Source organism: Kitasatospora sp. NPDC127060, from assembly GCF_042724935.1.
Lineage (GTDB): Bacteria > Actinomycetota > Actinomycetes > Streptomycetales > Streptomycetaceae > Kitasatospora.
In genome coordinates this window covers 18,538-38,025 of record NZ_JBHXEG010000017.1, presented here as the reverse complement: position 1 = coordinate 38,025, position 19,488 = coordinate 18,538, and the positions used below count along the sequence as shown (strand labels likewise).

General features: G+C 73.9%; 15 protein-coding genes. 12 read left to right on the top strand and 3 right to left on the bottom strand.

Annotated elements, in window-relative coordinates; genetic code table 11:
• Positions 1–142: 142 nt before the first annotated feature.
• The 3 genes from ACFWIS_RS12835 to ACFWIS_RS12825 all read left to right on the top strand — a co-directional run bounded on the left by ACFWIS_RS12835 (position 143) and on the right by ACFWIS_RS12825 (position 4,212).
• Positions 143–1,306, top strand: coding sequence for a damage-control phosphatase ARMT1 family protein (locus ACFWIS_RS12835; RefSeq protein ID WP_380461541.1), 1,164 nt, complete (start codon positions 143–145; stop codon positions 1,304–1,306).
• A gap of 270 nt (positions 1,307–1,576) precedes the next feature.
• A complete protein-coding gene (locus tag ACFWIS_RS12830) occupies positions 1,577–2,956 on the top strand; it encodes an amidase family protein (protein WP_380461542.1) in 1,380 nt (459 codons plus the stop codon).
• 344 nt (positions 2,957–3,300) lie between these two features.
• Positions 3,301–4,212 carry a S1 family peptidase gene (locus ACFWIS_RS12825; RefSeq protein WP_380461543.1) on the top strand — a complete coding sequence of 304 codons (912 nt, stop codon included), beginning with the start codon at positions 3,301–3,303 and terminating at the stop codon, positions 4,210–4,212.
• Between the two features lie 107 nt (positions 4,213–4,319).
• Here ACFWIS_RS12825 and ACFWIS_RS12820 read toward each other — a convergent pair whose 3' ends face one another.
• Positions 4,320–7,607 (bottom strand): cytochrome P450, encoded by a 3,288-nt coding sequence (locus tag ACFWIS_RS12820; protein WP_380463390.1) that lies wholly within the window; start codon positions 7,605–7,607, stop codon positions 4,320–4,322.
• Positions 7,608–7,775: 168 nt separating this feature from the next.
• On the opposite strand from ACFWIS_RS12820, the gene ACFWIS_RS12815 reads away from it, so the two are divergent.
• The 3 genes from ACFWIS_RS12815 (at position 7,776) to ACFWIS_RS12805 (ending at position 9,473) form a co-directional block, all read left to right on the top strand.
• The gene (locus ACFWIS_RS12815) at positions 7,776–8,456 is read left to right on the top strand and encodes a PAS domain-containing protein (RefSeq protein ID WP_380463387.1); all 681 of its coding nucleotides are present in this window, start codon (positions 7,776–7,778) and stop codon (positions 8,454–8,456) included.
• Between the two features lie 74 nt (positions 8,457–8,530).
• Positions 8,531–8,755: a hypothetical protein gene (locus tag ACFWIS_RS12810; protein ID WP_380463384.1), complete on the top strand. Its 225-nt coding sequence runs from the start codon at positions 8,531–8,533 to the stop codon at positions 8,753–8,755.
• Between the two features lie 214 nt (positions 8,756–8,969).
• Complete coding sequence (locus ACFWIS_RS12805; protein WP_380463382.1) at positions 8,970–9,473, top strand: LURP-one-related/scramblase family protein; 504 nt, start codon at positions 8,970–8,972, stop codon at positions 9,471–9,473.
• Positions 9,474–9,479: 6 nt separating this feature from the next.
• Here the strand turns inward: ACFWIS_RS12805 and ACFWIS_RS12800 are convergent, their stop codons facing one another.
• The gene (locus ACFWIS_RS12800) at positions 9,480–11,132 is read right to left on the bottom strand and encodes a histidine decarboxylase (RefSeq protein ID WP_380463379.1); all 1,653 of its coding nucleotides are present in this window, start codon (positions 11,130–11,132) and stop codon (positions 9,480–9,482) included.
• 175 nt (positions 11,133–11,307) lie between these two features.
• Between ACFWIS_RS12800 and ACFWIS_RS12795 the strand changes: the two genes are divergently transcribed.
• The 5 genes from ACFWIS_RS12795 to ACFWIS_RS12775 all read left to right on the top strand — a co-directional run bounded on the left by ACFWIS_RS12795 (position 11,308) and on the right by ACFWIS_RS12775 (position 16,730).
• Positions 11,308–11,799, top strand: coding sequence for an Lrp/AsnC family transcriptional regulator (locus ACFWIS_RS12795; RefSeq protein ID WP_380463377.1), 492 nt, complete (start codon positions 11,308–11,310; stop codon positions 11,797–11,799).
• Between the two features lie 32 nt (positions 11,800–11,831).
• The gene (locus tag ACFWIS_RS12790; RefSeq protein WP_380463375.1) at positions 11,832–12,050 is read left to right on the top strand and encodes a hypothetical protein; all 219 of its coding nucleotides are present in this window, start codon (positions 11,832–11,834) and stop codon (positions 12,048–12,050) included.
• A gap of 208 nt (positions 12,051–12,258) precedes the next feature.
• On the top strand, positions 12,259–12,426 hold the full coding sequence (locus ACFWIS_RS12785; protein ID WP_380463372.1) for an SflA family class IV lanthipeptide: 168 nt from the start codon (positions 12,259–12,261) through the stop codon (positions 12,424–12,426).
• 2 nt (positions 12,427–12,428) lie between these two features.
• On the top strand, positions 12,429–15,029 hold the full coding sequence (gene lanL / locus ACFWIS_RS12780) for a class IV lanthionine synthetase LanL (protein ID WP_380463369.1): 2,601 nt from the start codon (positions 12,429–12,431) through the stop codon (positions 15,027–15,029).
• A gap of 201 nt (positions 15,030–15,230) precedes the next feature.
• Positions 15,231–16,730, top strand: a complete 1,500-nt coding sequence (locus tag ACFWIS_RS12775; protein ID WP_380463367.1) for a purine-cytosine permease family protein — start codon at positions 15,231–15,233, stop codon at positions 16,728–16,730.
• 177 nt (positions 16,731–16,907) lie between these two features.
• On the opposite strand, the gene ACFWIS_RS12770 is transcribed toward ACFWIS_RS12775, so the two are convergent.
• Complete coding sequence (locus ACFWIS_RS12770; RefSeq protein ID WP_380523856.1) at positions 16,908–18,086, bottom strand: MFS transporter; 1,179 nt, start codon at positions 18,084–18,086, stop codon at positions 16,908–16,910.
• A 350-nt stretch (positions 18,087–18,436) separates the two neighbouring features.
• Here ACFWIS_RS12770 and ACFWIS_RS12765 point away from each other — a divergent pair, with 350 nt between their 5' ends.
• Positions 18,437–19,375 (top strand): hypothetical protein, encoded by a 939-nt coding sequence (locus tag ACFWIS_RS12765; RefSeq protein ID WP_380461289.1) that lies wholly within the window; start codon positions 18,437–18,439, stop codon positions 19,373–19,375.
• The last annotated feature ends 113 nt before the right edge of the window (positions 19,376–19,488 follow it).

Below are 19,488 nucleotides of genomic sequence, written 5' to 3'. Positions count from 1 at the left end.
CGCCGACTCTCTCCCCCGGCCTTCCCCCGCGGTTCGCCCCGCCCGTCCCCTCCCCCGTGATCGTCTACGCTCGGCTGGATGCGCGCGGCCGACCCGGGCCGCCGCCGAGCCCCGCCACCCGTACGACCAGGAGAACGAGCCCGTGTCGCACGCCCCCGTGATCCGCAGTGACGTCCCCGGGTCCTTCGCCCGGGCCGTCTTCCACGAGCGCCACCCCCAACTCGTCCGGCGGGTCCTCGACGCCCTGCCGTACGGCCCGGTCGAGCGGGCGGCGGTCGAACGGCTGCTGGCGGAGAGCACCGGCGGCGTCCTGGAGCCGCTGGGCGAGGACGCGGCGGACGCCGCCGAGTGGCGGCGGTGGGGTGCGGACCTGTGGGGCAGGCCGTGGGGCGAGGCGCCGTTCCTGTGGGCGGAGAGCTACTTCTACCGCCGCCTGCTGGAGGCCACCGGGTACTTCCGGCCCGGCGCCTGGCAGGGCATCGACCCGTTCGCACCGTTCAAGGACGCCGAGCTGGCCGGGGCCGCGGTGGACGGCGAACTGGCCGCGCTGAACGAGCTGGACGCCCTCCCGCCGGCCCGCCGGGCGGACGCGCTGCTGACCTCCGCGCTGTGGGGCAACCGCGCCGACCTCAGCTTCCAGCTCACGGCGCGGCCCGGCGCCGCGGCCGCCACCGAACTCCTCGCCGACGACCGCGCGCGGATCTGGGCCGGGCTACGGCGAGGCGAACGCGGCGGGCGGGTCTGCCTCATCGCGGACAACGCCGGCCGGGAGCTGCTGCCGGACCTCGTGCTGATCGACCACCTGCTGACCGGCGGACTGGCCACCGAGGTGGTCCTCTACGTGAAGCCGCAGCCGTACTTCGTGTCCGACGCGACCACGGCGGACGTCCTGGCCTCGCTCGCCCGGCTGCGCTCCGCGCCGTCACCGACGGCAGTGGCCGTCGGCAGCCGGCTGTGGCGGGCGATGGGCGGCGGCTCGCTCGTGGTCCGCACCCACCCGTTCTTCTGCGCGCCACTCCCCTACCACGACCTGCCCGCCGACCTCCGGGCCGAACTCGCGGGCGCGGCACTGACGATCCTCAAGGGCGACCTCAACTACCGCCGCCTGGTGGGCGACCGGCTCTGGCCCCCGACCACCCCGTTCCGGGACACCGCGGGCCACTTCCCCACCCCCGTGGCGGCCCTGCGCACCCTGAAATCCGATGTGATCGTCGGCCTGGACGCCGACACCGTCACCCGCCTCGACGCGACCGCCACCCCGTGGCGCACCGACGGCCGCCACGCCGTCATCCAGTTCTGCCCGTAGCCGTAGCCGGAACGCAAGGGCTGGCACCACGCCGACCAGGACACCGCCGCCCGGCCCGTCCGGGACGCGGCCTTCCAGGCCCGGCAGGCCCGGCAGGCCCGGCAGGCCCAGGCACCACAGTCTCGCGGCTCAGCCGCCCGCCCGACGACCCCACCCGCCCCCGGCAGCTCCCGGCCGGCGCGGCCCGGTACGGTGTGACCACCCGTCACCCGGTCACGCCCGCGCCGCGGGTGGGCGGGCCCGGGGCGAGCACGGAGGAGCCGACCCGCCATGGCCCAGCCCGAGACCACGGACCGGGGCCCCGCGCGGGCGCTCGTGTCGACCGCGCTCGACCGGGCCGCCGCCGTCGAGCAGCTCAACGCGTTCATCACGCTCGACGCCGAGCGGGCGCTCGCGGCGGCGGACCGCCGGGACCGCCGGGACGAGCGGGGCGGGGCGGCGCCGTGGTGCCTGGTCGTCAAGGACAACATCCATGTCGCGGGCCTGCCCAACACCGCGGGGACGCCCGGGCTCACCGGCTTCGTCCCGGACGCCGACGCGCCCGTGGTCGCGGCGCTGCGGTCGGCCGGGGCCATCGTGCTGGGCAAGACCAACATGCACGAGCTGTCCCTGGGAGCCACCTCGTGCAACCACACCTTCGGGGCCGTCGGGAACGCCACCGACCCGGCCCTGTTCGCGGGCGGGAGCAGCGGCGGCACGGCGGCGGCGGTGGCGGCGGGCGTGGCGGAGGCGGGGCTGGGCACCGACACCGGCGGTTCGGTCACCATCCCGGCCGCGCTCAACGGGATCTACGGGCTGCGCCCCAGCGCCGGGCGCTACTCCTCGACGGGGGTCACCCCGCTGTCGACCACCCGGGACACCCCCGGGCTGATGGCCCGCTCGCTGGAGCGGCTCAGCGCGCTGGACGCCCTGGTCGCCGGGGAGCCCGTGGCCGCCGGGGAGCCCGGGGAGCCCCTGGGCCCCCGGGCCGACGGGCGGCCGCTGCGGCTGGGGCTGCCCCGGCAGGTGTTCGCCGAGGACCTGGAGGGTCCGGTCCAGGCCGGCTGGGAGGCCGCCGTCGAGCGGCTCAGCGCGGCGGGGGCGCGGTGGGTCCCGGTGGACACGGCGCAGCTGGCCGAGGCCGACGCCCGGATCGGATTCCCGCTGGTCTTCGGCGAGTTCGCCGCCGCCCTGGGCCGCTACCTCGACGAGCACCGCGCCGGGATCGGCTCCGCCGAGGTGATCGCCGCGGTGGCCGACCCGGACATCGCGGCGCTGCTCGCGGCGACCGCACTGCCCATCGCCCCCGGGCACCCGGGGCCCGAGGGCCTGCGCCGGGCGCTGGACGCGCGCCGCGCGCTCCAGGGGGCCTACGCCGAGCTGTTCGCCGCGCACGGGCTGGACGCCGTCCTGAGCCCCACCGTCCCGGTGTGCGCCCGGCCGCTGCGCCGGTACGAGGACAGCCTGCCGCTCAACGGCCGGGCGGTGCCCACCTTCCACACCCTGATCCGCAACACCTCCCCGGCGGCCACCGCGGGCCTGCCCTCGGTGACGCTCCCGCTCCCGATCGACGGCTCCGCCCCGGTCGGTGTCCAGCTGATCGGGCCCCGGCTGGCCGACCGGGCGCTGCTGGCGGTGGCGGCGCGGGTCGACGCCCTGCTGCGCGCCTGACGGCCGCGCGCCCCCGGCTCCCCCGCACGCCCGGCCCGTGCCCCCGTACTCCGCCGGCCGGGCCCGCGGCCCCGGGGCGGGCCCCACCTCGGGGTACGAGTCCGTACGGGCGACACGAACCACCCGCGATTCCCCCGGACCGTTCGTGGGCCGGCCGACACCACGTCAGGAAGCTTGTACCGAACCGTCCCTTTCCTCATACTTCCGGACAGCGCCTGTCAGGGGCAGATCATCCCGTCCTGCTTCCGGAGAGCACCGGCCGGAGTCCGCCCACCGCCTGACCGCGCCTCACGGCCCCGAACCCGCCGGGGCCCCGCACTCCCAGGAGGAGCCCGGTGAGGACCATGCGCAGGACCACCCGCAGCGCCCACACCCCCCGGACCGCCCACACCCCCCGGACCGGTGCCGGGCGCCCCGGCCGGCTGCTCGCCGTGGCCCTCGGCCTGCTGACCGCCACCGCGGTCGCCGTGCCGGGCGCCGCCGCCGCGCCCGCCCGTGCCACCGCGGCCGAGCAGCTCGCCTCGGTGAGCGACGCGGTCGAGAACGCCGGGGTCGACGGCACCGCCTGGTACGTCGACGAGGACGCCGGCCGGGTCGTGGTGACGGCCGACAGCACCGTCCCCCCGGCCGGGCTGGCCAGGATCGCACGCGCCGTCGGCACCGACGCGCCCACCCTCACCATCCAGCGCGTCCCCGGGCGGTTCACCCCGCTACTGGCCGCCGGGGACGCCGTCTACGGCGGCCGGTACCGCTGCTCGCTCGGCTTCAACGTGGTCAGCGGCAGCACCCACTACTTCCTGACCGCCGGGCACTGCGGGAACGTCGCCTCCACCTGGTACGCGGACGGCGCCCACCGCACCCTGATCGGGCCCACCGTCGCCTCGACCTTCCCTGGCCACGACTACGCCCTGGTCCGCTACGACAACGGCGCGCTCGACCACCCCGGCGGCTTCACCTCCGCCCCCAACGCGTACGTCGGCGAGTCCGTCACCCGCACCGGGTCGACCTCCGGCACCCACAGCGGCCGCGTCACCGGGCTCAACGCCACGGTGCGATACGCCGACGGCGGCGTCGTCCGCGGCCTGATCCAGACCGATGTCTGCGCCGAGCCGGGCGACTCCGGCGGCCCGCTGTACGAGGGCACCAAGGCACTCGGTCTGACCTCGGGCGGCAGCGGCGACTGCACCTCCGGCGGGACGACGTTCTTCCAGCCGGTGAACGCGGCGCTCACCAAGTACGACGTCCACGTCTACTGACGCCCGAACAGCCGCCCCCCGGACAGACCTGAACGGCCGTCCGCCCACCGCACCCCAGGGATGCGGCGGGCGGACGGCCGTGCGGTGCGGTCACCGCGGGCGGGCGCTCAGCCCGCGTAGACGTCCTCGACGTAGCGGCCGGCCTCGACCAGGCCCTGCAGCCAGTCCTGGGCCTGCTGCTCGTCCGCGCCCGGCGTGTGCTCCCGGTAGAGCGTCCGGAAGGCCTCCCGGACGCCCGGCGCCATCCGGGCGCCGTCGCCGCACACGTACACCTCGGCCCCGGCGGCGAGCAGCTCCCAGACCTCCGTCGCCTCGGCCGCGATGCGGTCCTGGACGAAGCGCCGCCCGTCCTGCGGCCGCTCGCTGAACGCGGGCCGCATCGAGACCGCGCCGGCCAGCTCGGCCGCCTCCAGCTCGGCCCGGTGCAGGTAGTCGGCGTCCGGGGCGTCGCAGCCGAAGTACAGCAGGGCCGGGGCGAGGTCGGCGCCCTCGGCCCGCAGCGCCCGGCGGTCGGCGACGGCGCCGCGGAACGGCGCCAGTCCGGTGCCCGCCGCGATCATCAGCACGGGGGTGCGGTGGCCGATCCGGAACGCCTCCCGGCAGGGCTGCACCCTGGCCAGCACGGTGTCCCCGACGGCCAGCCGGTCCAGGTAGCCGGAGCCGGTGCCCCGGTAGGTGCCCCGGCCGGAGCGGGCCGGGGCGCTGAGCACCGAGACCATCAGGTCGACCTCGCGCCCTTCGCCCTCCCGCCCGGCAGGCGAGGAGGCGGGCGAGGAGGAGATCGAGTAGTGCCGGGGCCGGATCGGCGGCAGCAGCTCCAGCAGCACCGGCCAGCTCAGCGCCTCCCGCAGCGCCGGGTGGTCCTCGATCAGGTCGAGCAGGGTGCGCGGGTCGTCGACGGGCAGCGCGCGCAGTGCGGCCTGCTCGGGCGGGCAGGGGTTGAGCGCCGCCAGCGTGGCGCGCTGCTCGGCGGTCGGACGGTCCTGCAGCTCGACCTGGTGGGTGAGCAACTCCCGTACGGTGAGCGGGCGGTCGACGGCCAGGCCGGTGCGCCGGTGGGCGACGATGCCGAGCACCGTGTCCGGGTCGGCGCCGAACAGCCTGGCGGCGCGCTCGACCAGGGCGGGGTCGTTGGCCGGCAGCACGGTGAGGTGGTCGGCGGTCCGGTACTCGGTGCCCTCGGGCAGCGCCAGCCGGACGAGGCGCTTGACCCGGTGGTAGCCCGGGTCGGTCAGGCTGCCGACCGCGGTGACGGTCAGCTCGCTCATGCCGTGCCGGGTGGCCAGCGCGTGCAGCGGGCCGCCGACCAGCTCGGTCACCGTGTACCCGGCCTCCTCCCGGGGCCTGGTCACGGCCTCGGCGTCGCCGTACCGGGCCAGCAGCAGCCCGGCCAGCGCCTCGGTGAACTCCCTCACGGTGCCCGCGAGATCGCCGGAGGCGTCGGCCTCCGCGCGGTCGAGCAGCCGGGTGCCGCCGAGGGCGGCGAGCCGCTCGTCGATCAGGGTGGGGATGCGCTGGTAGGTGGCGGCGTAGGTGCGGTCGCCGATGCCGAGCACGGCGTACTCGACGCGGTCGGCCGCGCCGTCCGGGGCCTCGCACAGTCGGCGGACGAACTCGGCCGCGTCGTCGGTGGGTTGGCCGTTGTACGAGGCGGCCGTGATCACCACCAGCCGGTCGGTCGGCAGCCCGTCGGCGTACGCGTCCAACGCGGCGGTCTCCGTGTCGCAGCCCAGTTCGGCGGCGGCGTCCGCGAGTTGGCGGCTGAAGTCGCGGCAGGCGCCGTAGTTGGAACCGTGCAGGAGCAGCAGTCCGGTGCCCTGGCGGACCCGCCCGGCGCGCTCTGCCGACTCGGTGGTCCCGCCCGTCAGGGTCGGCTGCGGGTGCCGGGCCGGCGGCGCCGGGGTGCGCGGGGCGAGGGCCAGGGTGAACCCGTCGGGCTTGATGGTGAGCGTCTGCTTGAGGGTCAGCCGGTAGCCGGCGTGGTCGATCAGCCGGTAGCGGTGGACCAGCATGCCCAGCAGCATGGTCGCCTCGTGCAGCGCGAACTGGCGCCCGATGCAGGCGCGTTCGCCGGTGCCGAAGGGCTTGAACGCGTGCGGCGAGCGGGCCGCCTCGCGCTCCGGGTCGAACCGGGAGGGGTCGAACAGCTCCGGGTTGTCGCCCCAGGCCGGGTCGCGGTGCAGCATCGGGGTGAGCACGAAGATCGGCGTCCCCGGGCGGACCGGGATCCGGCCGCCGAGCAGGGTCTCCTCGCGCGCCTCCCGGCTGAACTGGGGCGCCGTCGGCCACAGTCGCAGTGCCTCGTTGAGCACCTGCCGGGTGTACCGCAGCCGACCGACGTCCTCGTAGGAGGGCTCGGGGTCGGCCTGGTCGCCCCAGAGCGCGTCCACCTCCTGCTGGACCAGCCGGAGTTCGGACGGGTTCTTGGCCAGGTAGTGCAGCGCGAAGGACAGCGCGCCCGAGGTGGTCTCGTGGCCGGCGATCAGGAAGGTGATCACCTGGTTGCGGATGTTCTCCATGTCCAGCCGGCTGCCGTCGGCGGGGTGCACCGCGCCGAGCATCAGACCGAGCAGGTCCTCGGCCGGGCCGGCCTCGGCACCGCTCCCGGCCCGGGCGGCGATCACCTCGTCCACCACGCCGGCCAGGTAGTCGGCGTCCCGGCGGAACGCGGCGTCGCGCTCTCCGTGGTCCAGCTCGGGGTCGCGGGTGAGCTTGGTCATCGCCCACTCCAGGCAGCGCACCATCGCCTCCACGAACGGGTGGGGTTCGTCCCGGTCGAAGGAGCCGAAGTCGAAGCCGAACCCGGCCAGCCCGATGGTGTCCAGGGTCATCCGGGTCATGTCGCCGGGCACGTCCACGGTCAGCCCGGCGGCCGCGCGGCGGTCCCAGGACTCGATCACCCGGCGGGCCACCTTCAGCATCACCGGGTGGTAGGTGCGCATCGAGCCGAGCGCGAAGGCGGGCATCAGGATGTCGTGCGCCCTGGCCCAGTTCGGCTCGTCGTTGTAGGCGGTGAACAGGCCGTCCCCGGTGAACTCGCGGACGTTCTCCAGGGCCGGGCCGACGGCCTTGGTGAAACGCTCCTCGTCGGCCAACTCCTCCACCAGCTCCAGGCTGCTGACCATCAGGACCTCGCGGCCGTGCAGGCGCTGGAGGAAGGCCGAACCGTGTTCTCTGGCCAGTTCCATGGTGCGCAGCACCGGGACGCTGACCGGCGGCAGGTCGGAGATGTCCACCAGCGGGACGCCCAGGGCCCGGGGTGCGGCCTGACTCCCGGCGGCCCCGGTCACGTTCACGGCGTTCACGTTCACGGCGTTCACGTTCACGGCGGTGTCGCTCACGCTCACGGCCCCGCTCGGTGTCGCCGGCACGGCCTCGGTCGTGGTCTCGGTCATCGGTAGGTCCCTCCCACGGCGAAAGTTCTCGGTATCTCCACTCTCTGCCCTCGCCGGACGCGCCGGGTGGCGGTCACTACATGATTGTGTAGTCCCAGCGGCATCCGGAGACTTGCCCACGACCCGTCGGATCTGCCGGGGGCGGTTGCCGCGGGAGGAGAACGAGGGATGCGACCGACCGACGGCTGCGGTCCGGCACCGGACACCCGGCTGGACGCCGCCGTGACCTGGCGCAACCGGGCGCTGCGCCTGCTGGACCACAACCCGCTGCCCATCGCGGTGTGCGAGTGGGGCGGCCGGATCCTGATCGTCAACCGGGCGATGGCCGCCGAGTTCGGCGGACTGCCGGGGCAGTTGCGCAACCGCCGGATCCTGGAGTACTTCACCCTGCGGGACGGCACGTCCCTCCAGACGCTCGCCGAGGCGATCCGGCTGCACCGGCGCTCGCAGTACTCGGTCGGGGTCTCCTGGACGCCCGCGGGCGGCACCGAGCGGCAGGGCGAGATGACGGTCGACCTGGTCAGCGACACCCCGGAGCAGACCCCGAACCTGCTGCTCTCCCTGCGCGCCCTGGACGAACCCGCCACCCGACCCGCGCCGGCCCTCCCGACCCCGCGCCCCGAGGCCAGCCCGATCGAGGCCCGCATCCTGGCCGCCGCCGCCCGGGGTGCCACCACCGCCCGGATCGCCAAGGAGGTCGGCCTCACCCCGGACGGCGTCAACTACCACCTCACCCGGCTCTCCCGCCGCTGGCACCTGCCCAACCGGACCGCCCTGGTCGCCCACGCCTACGCCCTCGGCGTCCTCGCCCCCGGCACCTGGCCCCCGCAGCCGGCCCCGCCGCACTGACCGGTACGCCCCGGGGCCCGCGAATGGACGCACCTGACTCGCCGTCACCCCCGGCGCGTGGTCTCGTAAGGCGCATGATCACTGCATCCCCGGCCCGCCTGACCCGCCTGGCCGTCCCGCTCGCCGCCACCGCCGTCCTCCTCCTCGCCGGCCCCGCCCCCGCCTGGGCGCTCCCGGCCGACGTCACCGCCGAGCAGTGCCAGGAGGCCGGCGGCACGGTGCAGGGCGGCGGCTACTGCGTGGGCGCCGTCGGCGAGGACCAGTGGGGGGCGGACATCGACGGGCAGGGCATCGCCTGACCGACCTCCCGACCCTCCCCCGGCCCCGGAACCGGGCCCAGGGCCTGTCCGGCGGACCCTGCCGGACAGACCCTCGACGTCACCGTCCTGTCGGCGGAATGTCGCGGACCGGTAAAAGCACCACCCCCTGCCCCACCCCCGCGCTGACCAGCCGCTACGCTCTGGGCCGCGCCGCGCCACGGGGGCCGGCGGATCCACCACGGGGGGACCCACAGTGCGCTACCTGGTCCGCGACCGCATGTTCGCCTTCCACGAGGAGGCCTGGATAGAGACCGAGCACCGGGAGAAGCTCTACCGCGTGAACCGGAAGTTCTTCCGGCTGCGCCGCACCTTCGCCCTGGAGGACACCCGCGGCGAGCACGTCGCGAGCATCGTCCGCAAGGCCTTCACCTTCCACCACACCCTGCTGATCAAGCAGGAGGGGCAGCCGACCGCGAAGGTCAGCAAGAAGCTGTTCAAGCTCTTCGGCGACCGCTTCAAGGTCCGCCTCGGCGACGGCCGCAAGCTGCGGATCAACGGCAACCTGTGGGACCGCGAGTTCGACATACGCCACGAGGGCACCACCCTGGCGCACGTGTCCCGCCGCTGGTTCACCGTCCGCGACGCCTACGCCGTCGACGTGCTGAGCCAGCAGGACGCCCTGCTCCTGGTCATCCTCGCGGTCTGCGTCGACCACGTCCTCCAGGACGCCAGGGGCGACCAGCTGACCAACCTCTGACGGGGGCTACCGCGCGCCCAGGACCGCCGGGTCCTCGGCGAGTTCGGCGAGCAGGGCGTCCAGCTTGGCCCGGTCGACCGAGGGCATCACGAAGACGTGCACGTAGCTGCGCCGGGTGGCCTCGTCGCCCGGCACCATCACCACGTCCTGGGAGGACAGCGACCACTTGGCCACCAGCTCCGGGCTCGGCTTGCGGAACCGCACGGTGACGGCGCCCGGGGTGCGGGCGGGCCAGAGCTCGACGCCCAACTCCCGCTCCATGGCGAACAGCCGCCGCTCCAGGTAGGCGGCGAGCTCCTGGGCCTCGCGGATCCGCGCCACCTGGTCGCGGTAGGAGTGGCGGGACAGGTGGTCCCAGAGGATCAGCGGCGAGAAGCCGTTGCGGGAGCCCGCGAAGGTGGTGTCCGGCGCGCCGATGTAGTCCGGCTGGGACGGCGGGGAGATCTGGTACTTGACCTTGGTCATGTAGATGCCGCAGGGCCAGGGCGCGCCCGCCCACTTGTGGCCGCTCATCGCGATCGAGGAGACCATGTCCACCTCGCCGTGCGCCGCGGTGGGCAGCCGCAGCCCGAAGTCGAACTCGGGCAGCCGGGCCTCCGGCGTCCAGCCGTACGCCGGGTCCTCCGCGGCCAGCCGCAGGAACGGCGCGTAGCCGGCGCCGAGCGCGCCGTCCACGTGGATCCAGAAGCCGCGGCGCACGTCCACCAGCGGCCTGCCCGTCTGCGGGCAGCTGCCGTAGACCACCTCGCGCTGCACCAGCCCGTACCGCTCGAAGATCGGCAGCAGGCGCTCGCAGACCGCGCGGACGTCGTCGTGGGCGCCCTTGAAGGTGCTGCCGAGGTTGAGGTTGACGAAGACCGGGTGGCCCTTGGCGGCGAAGAACTCGACCAGCACGGCCAGGGCGTCCACGTCTATCTCGCCGGGGCCGTCCCAGGACAGGCCGGACGGGCCCGGGCGGGAGGGCACCTCGGTGGGCCAGGTGCGCAGGCCGGTCGCCGGGTCGACCAGCGGGCACTCGTCGGCGTACTTCTCCAGGCCGACGGCGTGGAAGGTCTCCACGCCCAGCACGGCGACGGCCTTGGCGAAGGAGTAGTGGGTGTCCTCGGAGTAGAACGCCACCGGGTGGTGGGCGTTCGGGTTCCGCCGGTCGGGGTCGGCCTTGACGTAGCGCACGGCGTCGAAGGGCGCGGCCGGCGGCTGGATCAGCGCCTTGCCGCTCAGGTAGTCCCGGGCGTTCCACAGGGCGTACATGTTGCCCTCGGTGGAGCCCATGGACAGCATGTAGCCCCAGTAGGACTCCGGGTCGGCCGGGTCGTGCGGGCGCTCGGCGCGCCAGAGCTTCGCGTAGTAGTCGAGCACGGCCCGCTCGACGACCTTGGTGTTGGGCTTGTAGCCGCCGCTCTGGAACGGGTCGCCGAGGTTGTTGATGTTGTTCGGCAGGAAGCGGGCGAGGTCCAGCGCGGTGCCCTGCATGTCCTGGGTGGCCTGGTAGCCGACCAGGTGCTTGCGCTTGCGGGTCAGGTACTCGTCCACGGCGTCCAGGGCGCGCAGCCGGTGGTCGTCGTCCAGGCCGCCCTCGGGGAGGGCGAAGTCGCCGCCGTCCAGCTCCGGACCGGGGTCGACGGCGGTCGCGGCGGCGGGGAAGGCGGTCGGACTCATGGACAAAACGCTCCGGGGGGTGCGGGGACTGCGGGACGGGCCACCCTCGGTGCCGGTGACGACCGTCGGTAAGGATGGAACTTTCGAGCGCCCCGGGGAAGCCCCTCCGAAGAACATTCGGGCATGACTCGATCAGATTTGCGAATCTTCGGAACGGGCTGGGATCCTGGCAGGCATGCCGAACAATCCGCAGGCCCGCCGGGCACCCCTCGACGACGTCGACCGGGCGATCATCCGGGCCCTGGCCGACAACGCCCGCCTCCCGAACAACGCCCTCGCGGCCGCCGTCGGCATCGCCCCCTCCACCTGCCTGGCCCGGGTCCGCACCCTCCAGGACCGCGGCGCCATCCGCGGCTTCCGCGCCGAGCTGGATCCGGCCGCGATCGGGCTGCCGCTCCAGGCGATGATCTCGGTCCGGCTGCGCGCCCACACCCGGGAGCAGAACGAGAGCTTCCGCGGCACCGCCCCCGACCTGCCCGGTGTGCTGGCCGTCTTCCACATGGCCGGCTCCGACGACTACCTGCTGCACGTCGGCGTCGCGGGCCCCGAGGCCCTGCGCGACTTCGTCGTGGACCACCTCACCACCCACCCGGCGGTGGCCCAGACCCGCACCAACCTGATCTTCGAACAGATACCGGGGCGCCGCTACCTCTCTCCCGGCCCGTAGCGCCGACCGGCCGTCAGGACCATGTCGCCCCGGTGGCACAGCGGTTCAGCCGGCTGCGGGCACTCGCCCCGGTGCCCGCAGCCGTCCGCCCGCCGCGGCTGACCGGCCGGCCCGGCCGGGGCCGCTACGGTCACGCCGTCGGGTCCGGTCCGGCCGGCCCCACCGTCCCGCGCGCCGACGTCGCCCGGGCCATGCTGGACCTGGTCACCGACCCGACGAGCTTCCGGCACGCGGTCGGCCTCAGCCCCTGAACCGCGCGGCCGCGAGGACCGGCGGCATGTCCACGACTCCTCCACGAATGTGTGCGGGAAGTGGAGTTGATGCGTCCTGACCCCTTGTCAGGCGGAACGTTCCTCCCTACCTTCGTGGTTCGGGATCCCGGCCCGTTCGGGCCTGAGCGTCCGAACCGGCCGCGTCCCGCACCATCACCGGAGGCACGACCAGAGCTGGAGGCGACACATGCCCGGAACCATGACCGAGGAGATCCGCGACGCGGGTCCGCTGGTGATCGACGACGAGACCATCCTGTTCGAGGACGACGACCGCGCCGACCGCGAGGCCACCGCGTGTCTCGCCGACCCGTGGGTGACCGCCACCACCCGCCTCGCCTGCGACTTCAACTCCTGACGGTGACCGGTTCCATCGCCGGCCGCCGCGGCTGGTCCGACGACACCTGGTCGTACCTGACCGACCCGCGGATGCCGGCGGTGGAACACGGTTGGAAACTGCACGTCTCGGCCCGCCCCCGCGAACTCGACACCGTGCTCGCCCTCGCCCTGCCGGTGCTGGCGCGGTACGTCTGCCACGCCAAGTGGGCACTCGGCCCACAGGTCCTGCGGGAGCTCAACTCAGGGGTGCGCAGCGCAGGTTCGGTCGGAAAGGCGATCACCGTCTACCCGGCGCCGGGCACCGCGGTCGCACTCGCCGAGGAACTCGTCACGGTGCTGCGCGGGCAACAGGGGCCGCAGGTCGTCAGCGATCGGCGGGTCGCTCCCGACGCACCCGTCTACTACCGGTACGGGCCGTTCACCGGTGACTACCGGACCGGGCGCGCCGGGCGGCTGGAGTCCGTCATGGTCGGCCCGGACGGCCGGCTCTTCGACGGGCTGGCCGCCGCGACCTACCGCTGCCCGCCCTGGGCCGAGGACCCCTTCGAGCACCGGGCGGCCCGAGTGCCGTCCCCCGCCGGCCACGCCCTGGGCGGACGCTACCGGGTCACCGGCGGCATCGCGCGCAAGCCCCAGGGCAACGTCTACCGGGCGGTCGACCTCCGCACCGGGCTGCCGGTGGTGATCAAGCAGGCCCGGGCCTTCGTCGCCGAGGACGAGACCGGGGCGGACGCCCGGGACCGGCTGCGTCACGAACGGGCCGTCCTCGCCGCGCTCGACGGCCTGCCCGGAGTCCCCCGGGCCCTCGACACCTTCCGGCACCGCTCCGACGAGTACCTGGTGATGACCAGCTGCGGCGATCGGGACCTGCGGCGCGACGTCCAGGAGCACGGCCCCTACCGACCCGACCGGCTCGCCGCGCTGGCCACCCGGCTGCTCCGGCTGCTGGACGGCATCCACCGGCGGGGCGTGGTCGTCCGCGACCTCAAACCCGACAACATCGCGCTGGACGCCGAAGGCCGCTGCCGTCTGGTCGACTTCGGGATCAGCGCGCTCGACGGCGCCGGCCCGGACGGCTCCACCCCCGGCTACAGCGACCCGGTCCGGCGCCCGGTCGGCGAGCCCGCCGAGCCCGTCGACGACTACCACGCGCTGGGCGCGACCCTCGGCTTCGCCGCCACCGGCCTGGACCCGGTGATCGTCGACGGCGACCCCGCCGTCAACCGGCACCGCACCCTGGCCGGCCTGGACCGGGCACTGTCCGGCCCGGAACACCGGCAACTCCTCTCCCTGATCGCCGAGTTGACAAGCCCCGACCCGGCGGAACGCGCCGTCGGCGCCGAACGGCTCCGGACCGGACGGCCGGCCGCCGGACCGCGCCGGACCGCGCCTCCCCGGACCGCGCCTCGCCGGACCACGCCTCGCCGGATCGATGACGGCCTGCTCGCAGAGATCATCGAGCACACCACCGCGTACTGCGTGACCGAGGCCCAGCGGATCGCCGACCCGGTGCTCGCCGCCCGCGCCGCCGTCCCGACACCGGTCGACGTCTACGGCGGGAGCGCGGGCCTCGGCCTGGAGCTGCTGCACCACCTCCACCGGCCCGGGGTGCCCGCGGCCGTCGACGCCCTGGCGCGGTGGACGGCGGGGCAGTCCCGGCGCCTGTCGCCTGGCTTCTACTCGGGGCGCACCGGCGTCGAGCTGTTCCTGACGGCGGCCGGAACCGGACCCGGACCCGGCCCCGGCGACGGCGACGGCGACGGCCTACCGTCCCGGGGGCCTGACGGCGGGCCGGCGGAGGCGGACCTGATCGAGGGGGTCGCCGGGATCGGCGTCGGCCGCCTCCTACTGGCCCGGCTCGACCCCGCCCGGCTCGGCGTCGGCGGCCGGGAGCGGCACCTCGCCGTCGCCGCCGAGTGCGCCCGGGTGCTCGCCTCCGGCGGGGCCCGGCTGTCCCCCGCGGGCCCGGCCACCCCCGGCCGCGCCGCCCTGGCCGAAGGGCTGGCCCACGGCGAGGCGGGTGTCACCTACTTCCTGCTCGAGTACGCGAGTTCCAGCGGTGACCCGGCCGCCCTGCGCCGGGCCGAACGGGCCTGCGCCCGGCTCGCCGCCGTCACCCCGGAACTCCTCGCCCGGGCCACCGCCCCGGGGGCCACCCGCCGCTACGGCTCCTGGTGCCGGGGCCTGGCCGGGGTCGGCTCGGTGCTGGTCCGGGCCGCCGACCGGCTGGGCGAACCCGGGTACCTGGCCCTCGCCCGGCGGACCGCCCGCACCTGCGCCGCGCTCGCGCCGCGGATGCCGCTGGTCACCCAGTGCTGCGGGCTGGCCGGCGTCGGCGAGCTGCTGGTGGACGTCGCGGCGGCCTGCGGCACGTACGGCTCCGGCTGCGGGTCCGCCTCCGAGCCGGATTCCAGCGGCGGCTCCGAGGAGTTCTGGGCGGCCGCCCGGACGGTCGCCGCGATCATCCTGAGCCGCAGCGGCGGCACCCCGTCCCATCCGGTGTTCCCGGACACCGGGCTCGCCCGGCCGAGCGCCACCTGGGCCGGCGGCTCCGCCGGCGTGCTCGGTTTCCTCCGGCGGCTGCACGAGCGGGGCGGCCCGCGCCTCGGCCTCATCGGCTGACCGAGCGGCCCCGCCCGCCGACCCCGCCGACCCCGCCCGCCCCCTCGCCTACGCCTCCGCCTCCGCCTCCGCCTGGCAACCGCAGCAATCGGGCGCATCTGGAACAAAGTAGGATGGCCGAACTCCCGCGCTACGCGCGAAGAGTTCCATAAATGTTCCATTTGACCGATTCTCCCGCTTCACACGCACGGAGCCACCCTCATGGGCAACCTGTCCACCGCCGCCACCGACGACGGCGCGATAGAGACACGCGGTATCGAACCCGTCCCCGACCACGAGCGACGGGGCAGAGTCCGCGAGCTCTTCCCCACCTGGGTCGCGGCGAACATCAGCGTCCTGCTGCTCACCATGGGTGCGGCTCTGGTCGTGTTCAACCAGCTGAACTTCTGGCAGGTGCTGATCGTCGCCGCGTGCGCCGCACTCGCGTCGTTCGGGATGGTCGGCGTGCTGTCGGTCTCCGGCAAGTGGGGCGGGGCGCCCGGCGCGACCCTCTCCCGGGCCACCTTCGGTGTGCGCGGCAACCTCTTCCCCGGCGCGATCCTCTGGATCGCCCGGTTCGGCTGGGAGACGATCAACGCCGTCACCGGCGCCTACGCCGTGCTGACCGTCCTGGACCTGATGTTCGGCGTGAAGAGCAACACCGCGCTGATCGTGATCACGCTGTTCGCCTTCGTCGCCTGCACCTTCCTGGTCTCCGGCATGGGCCGCAAGGCGCTGAACGTCTGCAACACCTGGTCGACGTACCTGTTCGGGGTCTTCAGCATCCTGGTGCTGGGCTACCTGATCGCGACCATGCACTGGAGCGAGGTCTTCTCCAAGCCCGCGGGCACCACCGCGATGATGATCGCCGGCATCGGCACCATCGCCGCCGGCGGCATCAGCTGGGTCCCCACCGGCCCGGACTTCGCCCGCTACCTGCCGCACGCCGCTTCCGGCAAGAAGATCGTCGGCGTGACGGTCTCCGGCGCCGGCCTGGTCATGGTGCCGATGGTGCTGATGGGCGCCGTCATGGCGGTCGCCTCCCCCGGCCTGGCGCAGGCCGCGGACCCGGTCTCCTTCCTCGGTGACCTGCTGCCGACCTGGCTGGCCGTGCCGTACCTGCTCACCGCGATCGTGGGCATGCTGCTGATCAACAGCCTCTCCATGTACTCGGCCGGCTTCACCGCGCAGACCATGGGCGTCAAGCTGCCGCGCGCCATGGCCGTCAGCATCAACGCCGTGATCTCGCTGGTCGGCGGCCTGCTGCTGATGCTGGTCGCGAAGAGCTTCCTGGGCTCCTTCATCACCTTCCTGATCCTGCTCGCGGTCTCCTTCTCGGCCTGGATCGGCGTCTACGCGGTGGACATGTACCGCCGCCGCTCGCGCGCCGTGCGCTACGACGCCGACGCGCTGATGGACACCAGCCGCAACAGCCGCTACTGGTACGCGGGCGGCTTCTGCTGGCAGGCCATGGTCGCCTGGGTGCTCGCCCTGCTGTTCGGCCTCGCCTTCACCAAGTGCGACTGGTTCGCCGGCCCGCTCTCCGGCACCCCGATCGGCAAGTACGGGCTCGCCTGGGCGGCGACCATCGTGATCTCCGCCGTCATCATGGCCGTGCTCCCCACCCCGCGCGAGAACGCGCCCGAGGGGAACGCGTCGCGGGAGAACACCCCCGCCACCGCCGAGCGTCCGGCGGAGCAGATCGAAGAGGTAACCGTCTGACCGACGCGTCCCTGCGTTCGCCGCACCACCCCGGACCGCCCGGTCGCCCGCTCACCCGAGCGGGCGACCGGGCGGGCCGCTTTCCGACCGTGTGACGGTGCGCCCGCAGTGCGGCGGCGCGCCCGCTCAGCCCAGCCCCCGTAGGCTGCGCGGCTCCCCGGCCGGGGCCGCTCCGCCCTATGCCGCGTGCCGTAGGCCGCGCACGGAGGGGACGAGGAGGGGGCAGAGGGTGAGGGCGATCCACAGGAAGCCGCCGACCAGAGCGACCCGGGACGCCCCGAAGGCGTTCGCCATGGGGGCGGCCGAGAGCTGCCCCGCCGGAATGGCGATGAACGACCCGAGATTGTCGTAGGAGGAGATCCGGGCGATCTTGTCCTTCGGGATGTTCTCCTGGAGCGTGGTTTCCCAGGCGATGCCGTACAGCCCGGCGCTCAGACCCGCGACGAACGCGGTGGCGGCGAGCCAGTACGAGTTCGCCACCAGCCCCAGGGCGATCAGCGGAAGGCCCACCAGGCTCGTGCACAGCTGCGCCACGGGCAGGAGGCGCCTCACGGTGACCCGGTACATCACCACCGCGATGAGCAGCATGCCGACGGCCCTGACGCTGAGCACCATGCCCCAGGAGGTCTCGCCGATCCGCTCCTTCGCGATCAGCGGTCCGAGGACCGTCCAGATGCCGACCTGGATGCAGTTCGCGACGCCGAACGAGGCGACGATGGTCCAGACCCAGGTCCTGGACCTGAACTCCGTCCACCCCTCCCGAAGGGCGACGAAGGTGCCGGCCCTGCGGGGAGGGGTGTCGCCCGGCACGCCGATCCGGAACATGCAGACCGCCGCGACGACATAGGTGGCGGCGTCGACGGCGATGGCCCAGCCGCCGTTGGCGGTCACCACGATGGTGGCGGCGACCGTCGGCCCGAGCACCTTTGTCGCGTTCTTGGTCGATCCCAGCGCCGAATTCGCGCGCTGGATCTGTGGCTTGGGGACGATGTCCGGAACGATGCCGCGCAGCGCCGGGTTCGTGAAGGCCGCCATCGTTCCGTTCACGGCTTCCAGGACGATCAGCGAACCGAGGTCGTAGTTCCCGGAGATCAGCAGGAACGCGACGACGGCCTGCGTCAGGCCGGCCCCGAGATTCGACGCGAGGAGTACCAGTCGTCGCGGGAAGCGGTCCCCGACCACACCCCCGACCAGCGTGAACACGATGAGTGGAACGGTATTGGCGGTGAGCACCGCACCCATGTCGCCGACGCTGTTCGACGCATTGAGCACGGCGAGGGAAAGCGCCACCGGAGTCATCGCACTGCCGAGCAGCGAGACCAGCCGTCCGGTGAAGAACCATCGGAAGGCCGGCAGTTGGAAGGGACTGGCGACAACCGTTCCCTGATCCGGGTCGTCAACTGTGGCTTCGGTTTTCAGGCTCGTTCCCTTGTCCTGCTCAAGACGTGCGGAACCCGGCTGGAGGCGACCGAGACTACCGCACCGACGCCTCGTACCCGCAGTGCGGTCCCGTGCGCCGAACGCTTCACCGGCGCCTCATCGGCGCCTCATCGGCCTGCCGCCGACAAGGGCTTGGTATGAGCACGGCAAAGGCTTCGCGCGGCCGTGTCCGGCCATCTGGACGGAGCCGCCGCCGAGTTGGTGTGGTGTCCGGGCTCGACCCGCACGGGCAAACCTCCCACCCCCTCACACTCGGGAGCAGACGCATGCGCACACCCCTCAAGGCCGCCGCCCACACCCTCACCGCGCTGGCCCTGGCCGCCTTCGGCACCACCACCCTGGCCACCGGAGCCGAGGCCCAATCCGCCCCGGCCACAGCCCACTTCGGGGCCAAGCCGCTCCACCCGGGCGCCACCGGGCAACACGCCGCGACCAGCAGCAACACCCTTTCGGTCCGCTCCGCCGCGACCCAGGGCGTGGTGTCCCCCACCCCCAAGGTGTACCTGGTCTTCTGGGGCACCCAGTGGTCCGCCGACCCGGCCGGGGTCGCGACCGACATGCAAAACATGTTCAAGGGGCTGTACGGCAGCCAGGACACCTGGGGCACCATCCTCAGCCAGTACTGCGAGGGCGTCGCCAAGGGCACCACCAACTGCGGCACCAACGGCGTCCACGTCCAGCACCCGGCCTCCTCCCCGCTGGCCGGCGTCTGGTTCGACAAGACCGCCGCCGCGCCCGCCAGCGCCACCAGCACCCAGATCGCCGCCGAGGCCGGCAAGGCCGCCGCCCATTTCGGCAACACCACCCAGGCGCCCAACCTCAACGCCCAGTACGTGGTCGTCTCCCCCACCGGCACCCACCCGGACGGCTTCCCCAACTCGGGCTTCTGCGCCTGGCACGACAAGACCAGCAGCTCCTACGGCACCCTGGCGTACACCAACCTGCCGTACATCCCGGACATGGGCGCGGGTGCCTGCACCACCTTCACGGACGGCCGGATGCTCTCCGGCATCGAGTCCACCGAGACCCACGAGTACGCCGAGACCGTCACCGACTTCTGGCCCAGCATCGGCTGGAACGGCGGCGGCGGCGAGATCGGCGACGAGTGCGAGAACCTCGACGCCTACGTCACCCTGAGCACCGGCACCTTCGACCTCCAGGGCCTGTGGTCCAACAGCGCCAACAAGTGTGCGACGCACGGCTAGTGACGGAACGACGGGAGCCGTGGGGGGGGGGGCGCCCCGCCCCCCCCCCCCCCCCCCCCCCCCCCCCCCCCCCCCCCCCCCCCCCCCACAACCCCCCCCCACAAAAAAAAAAA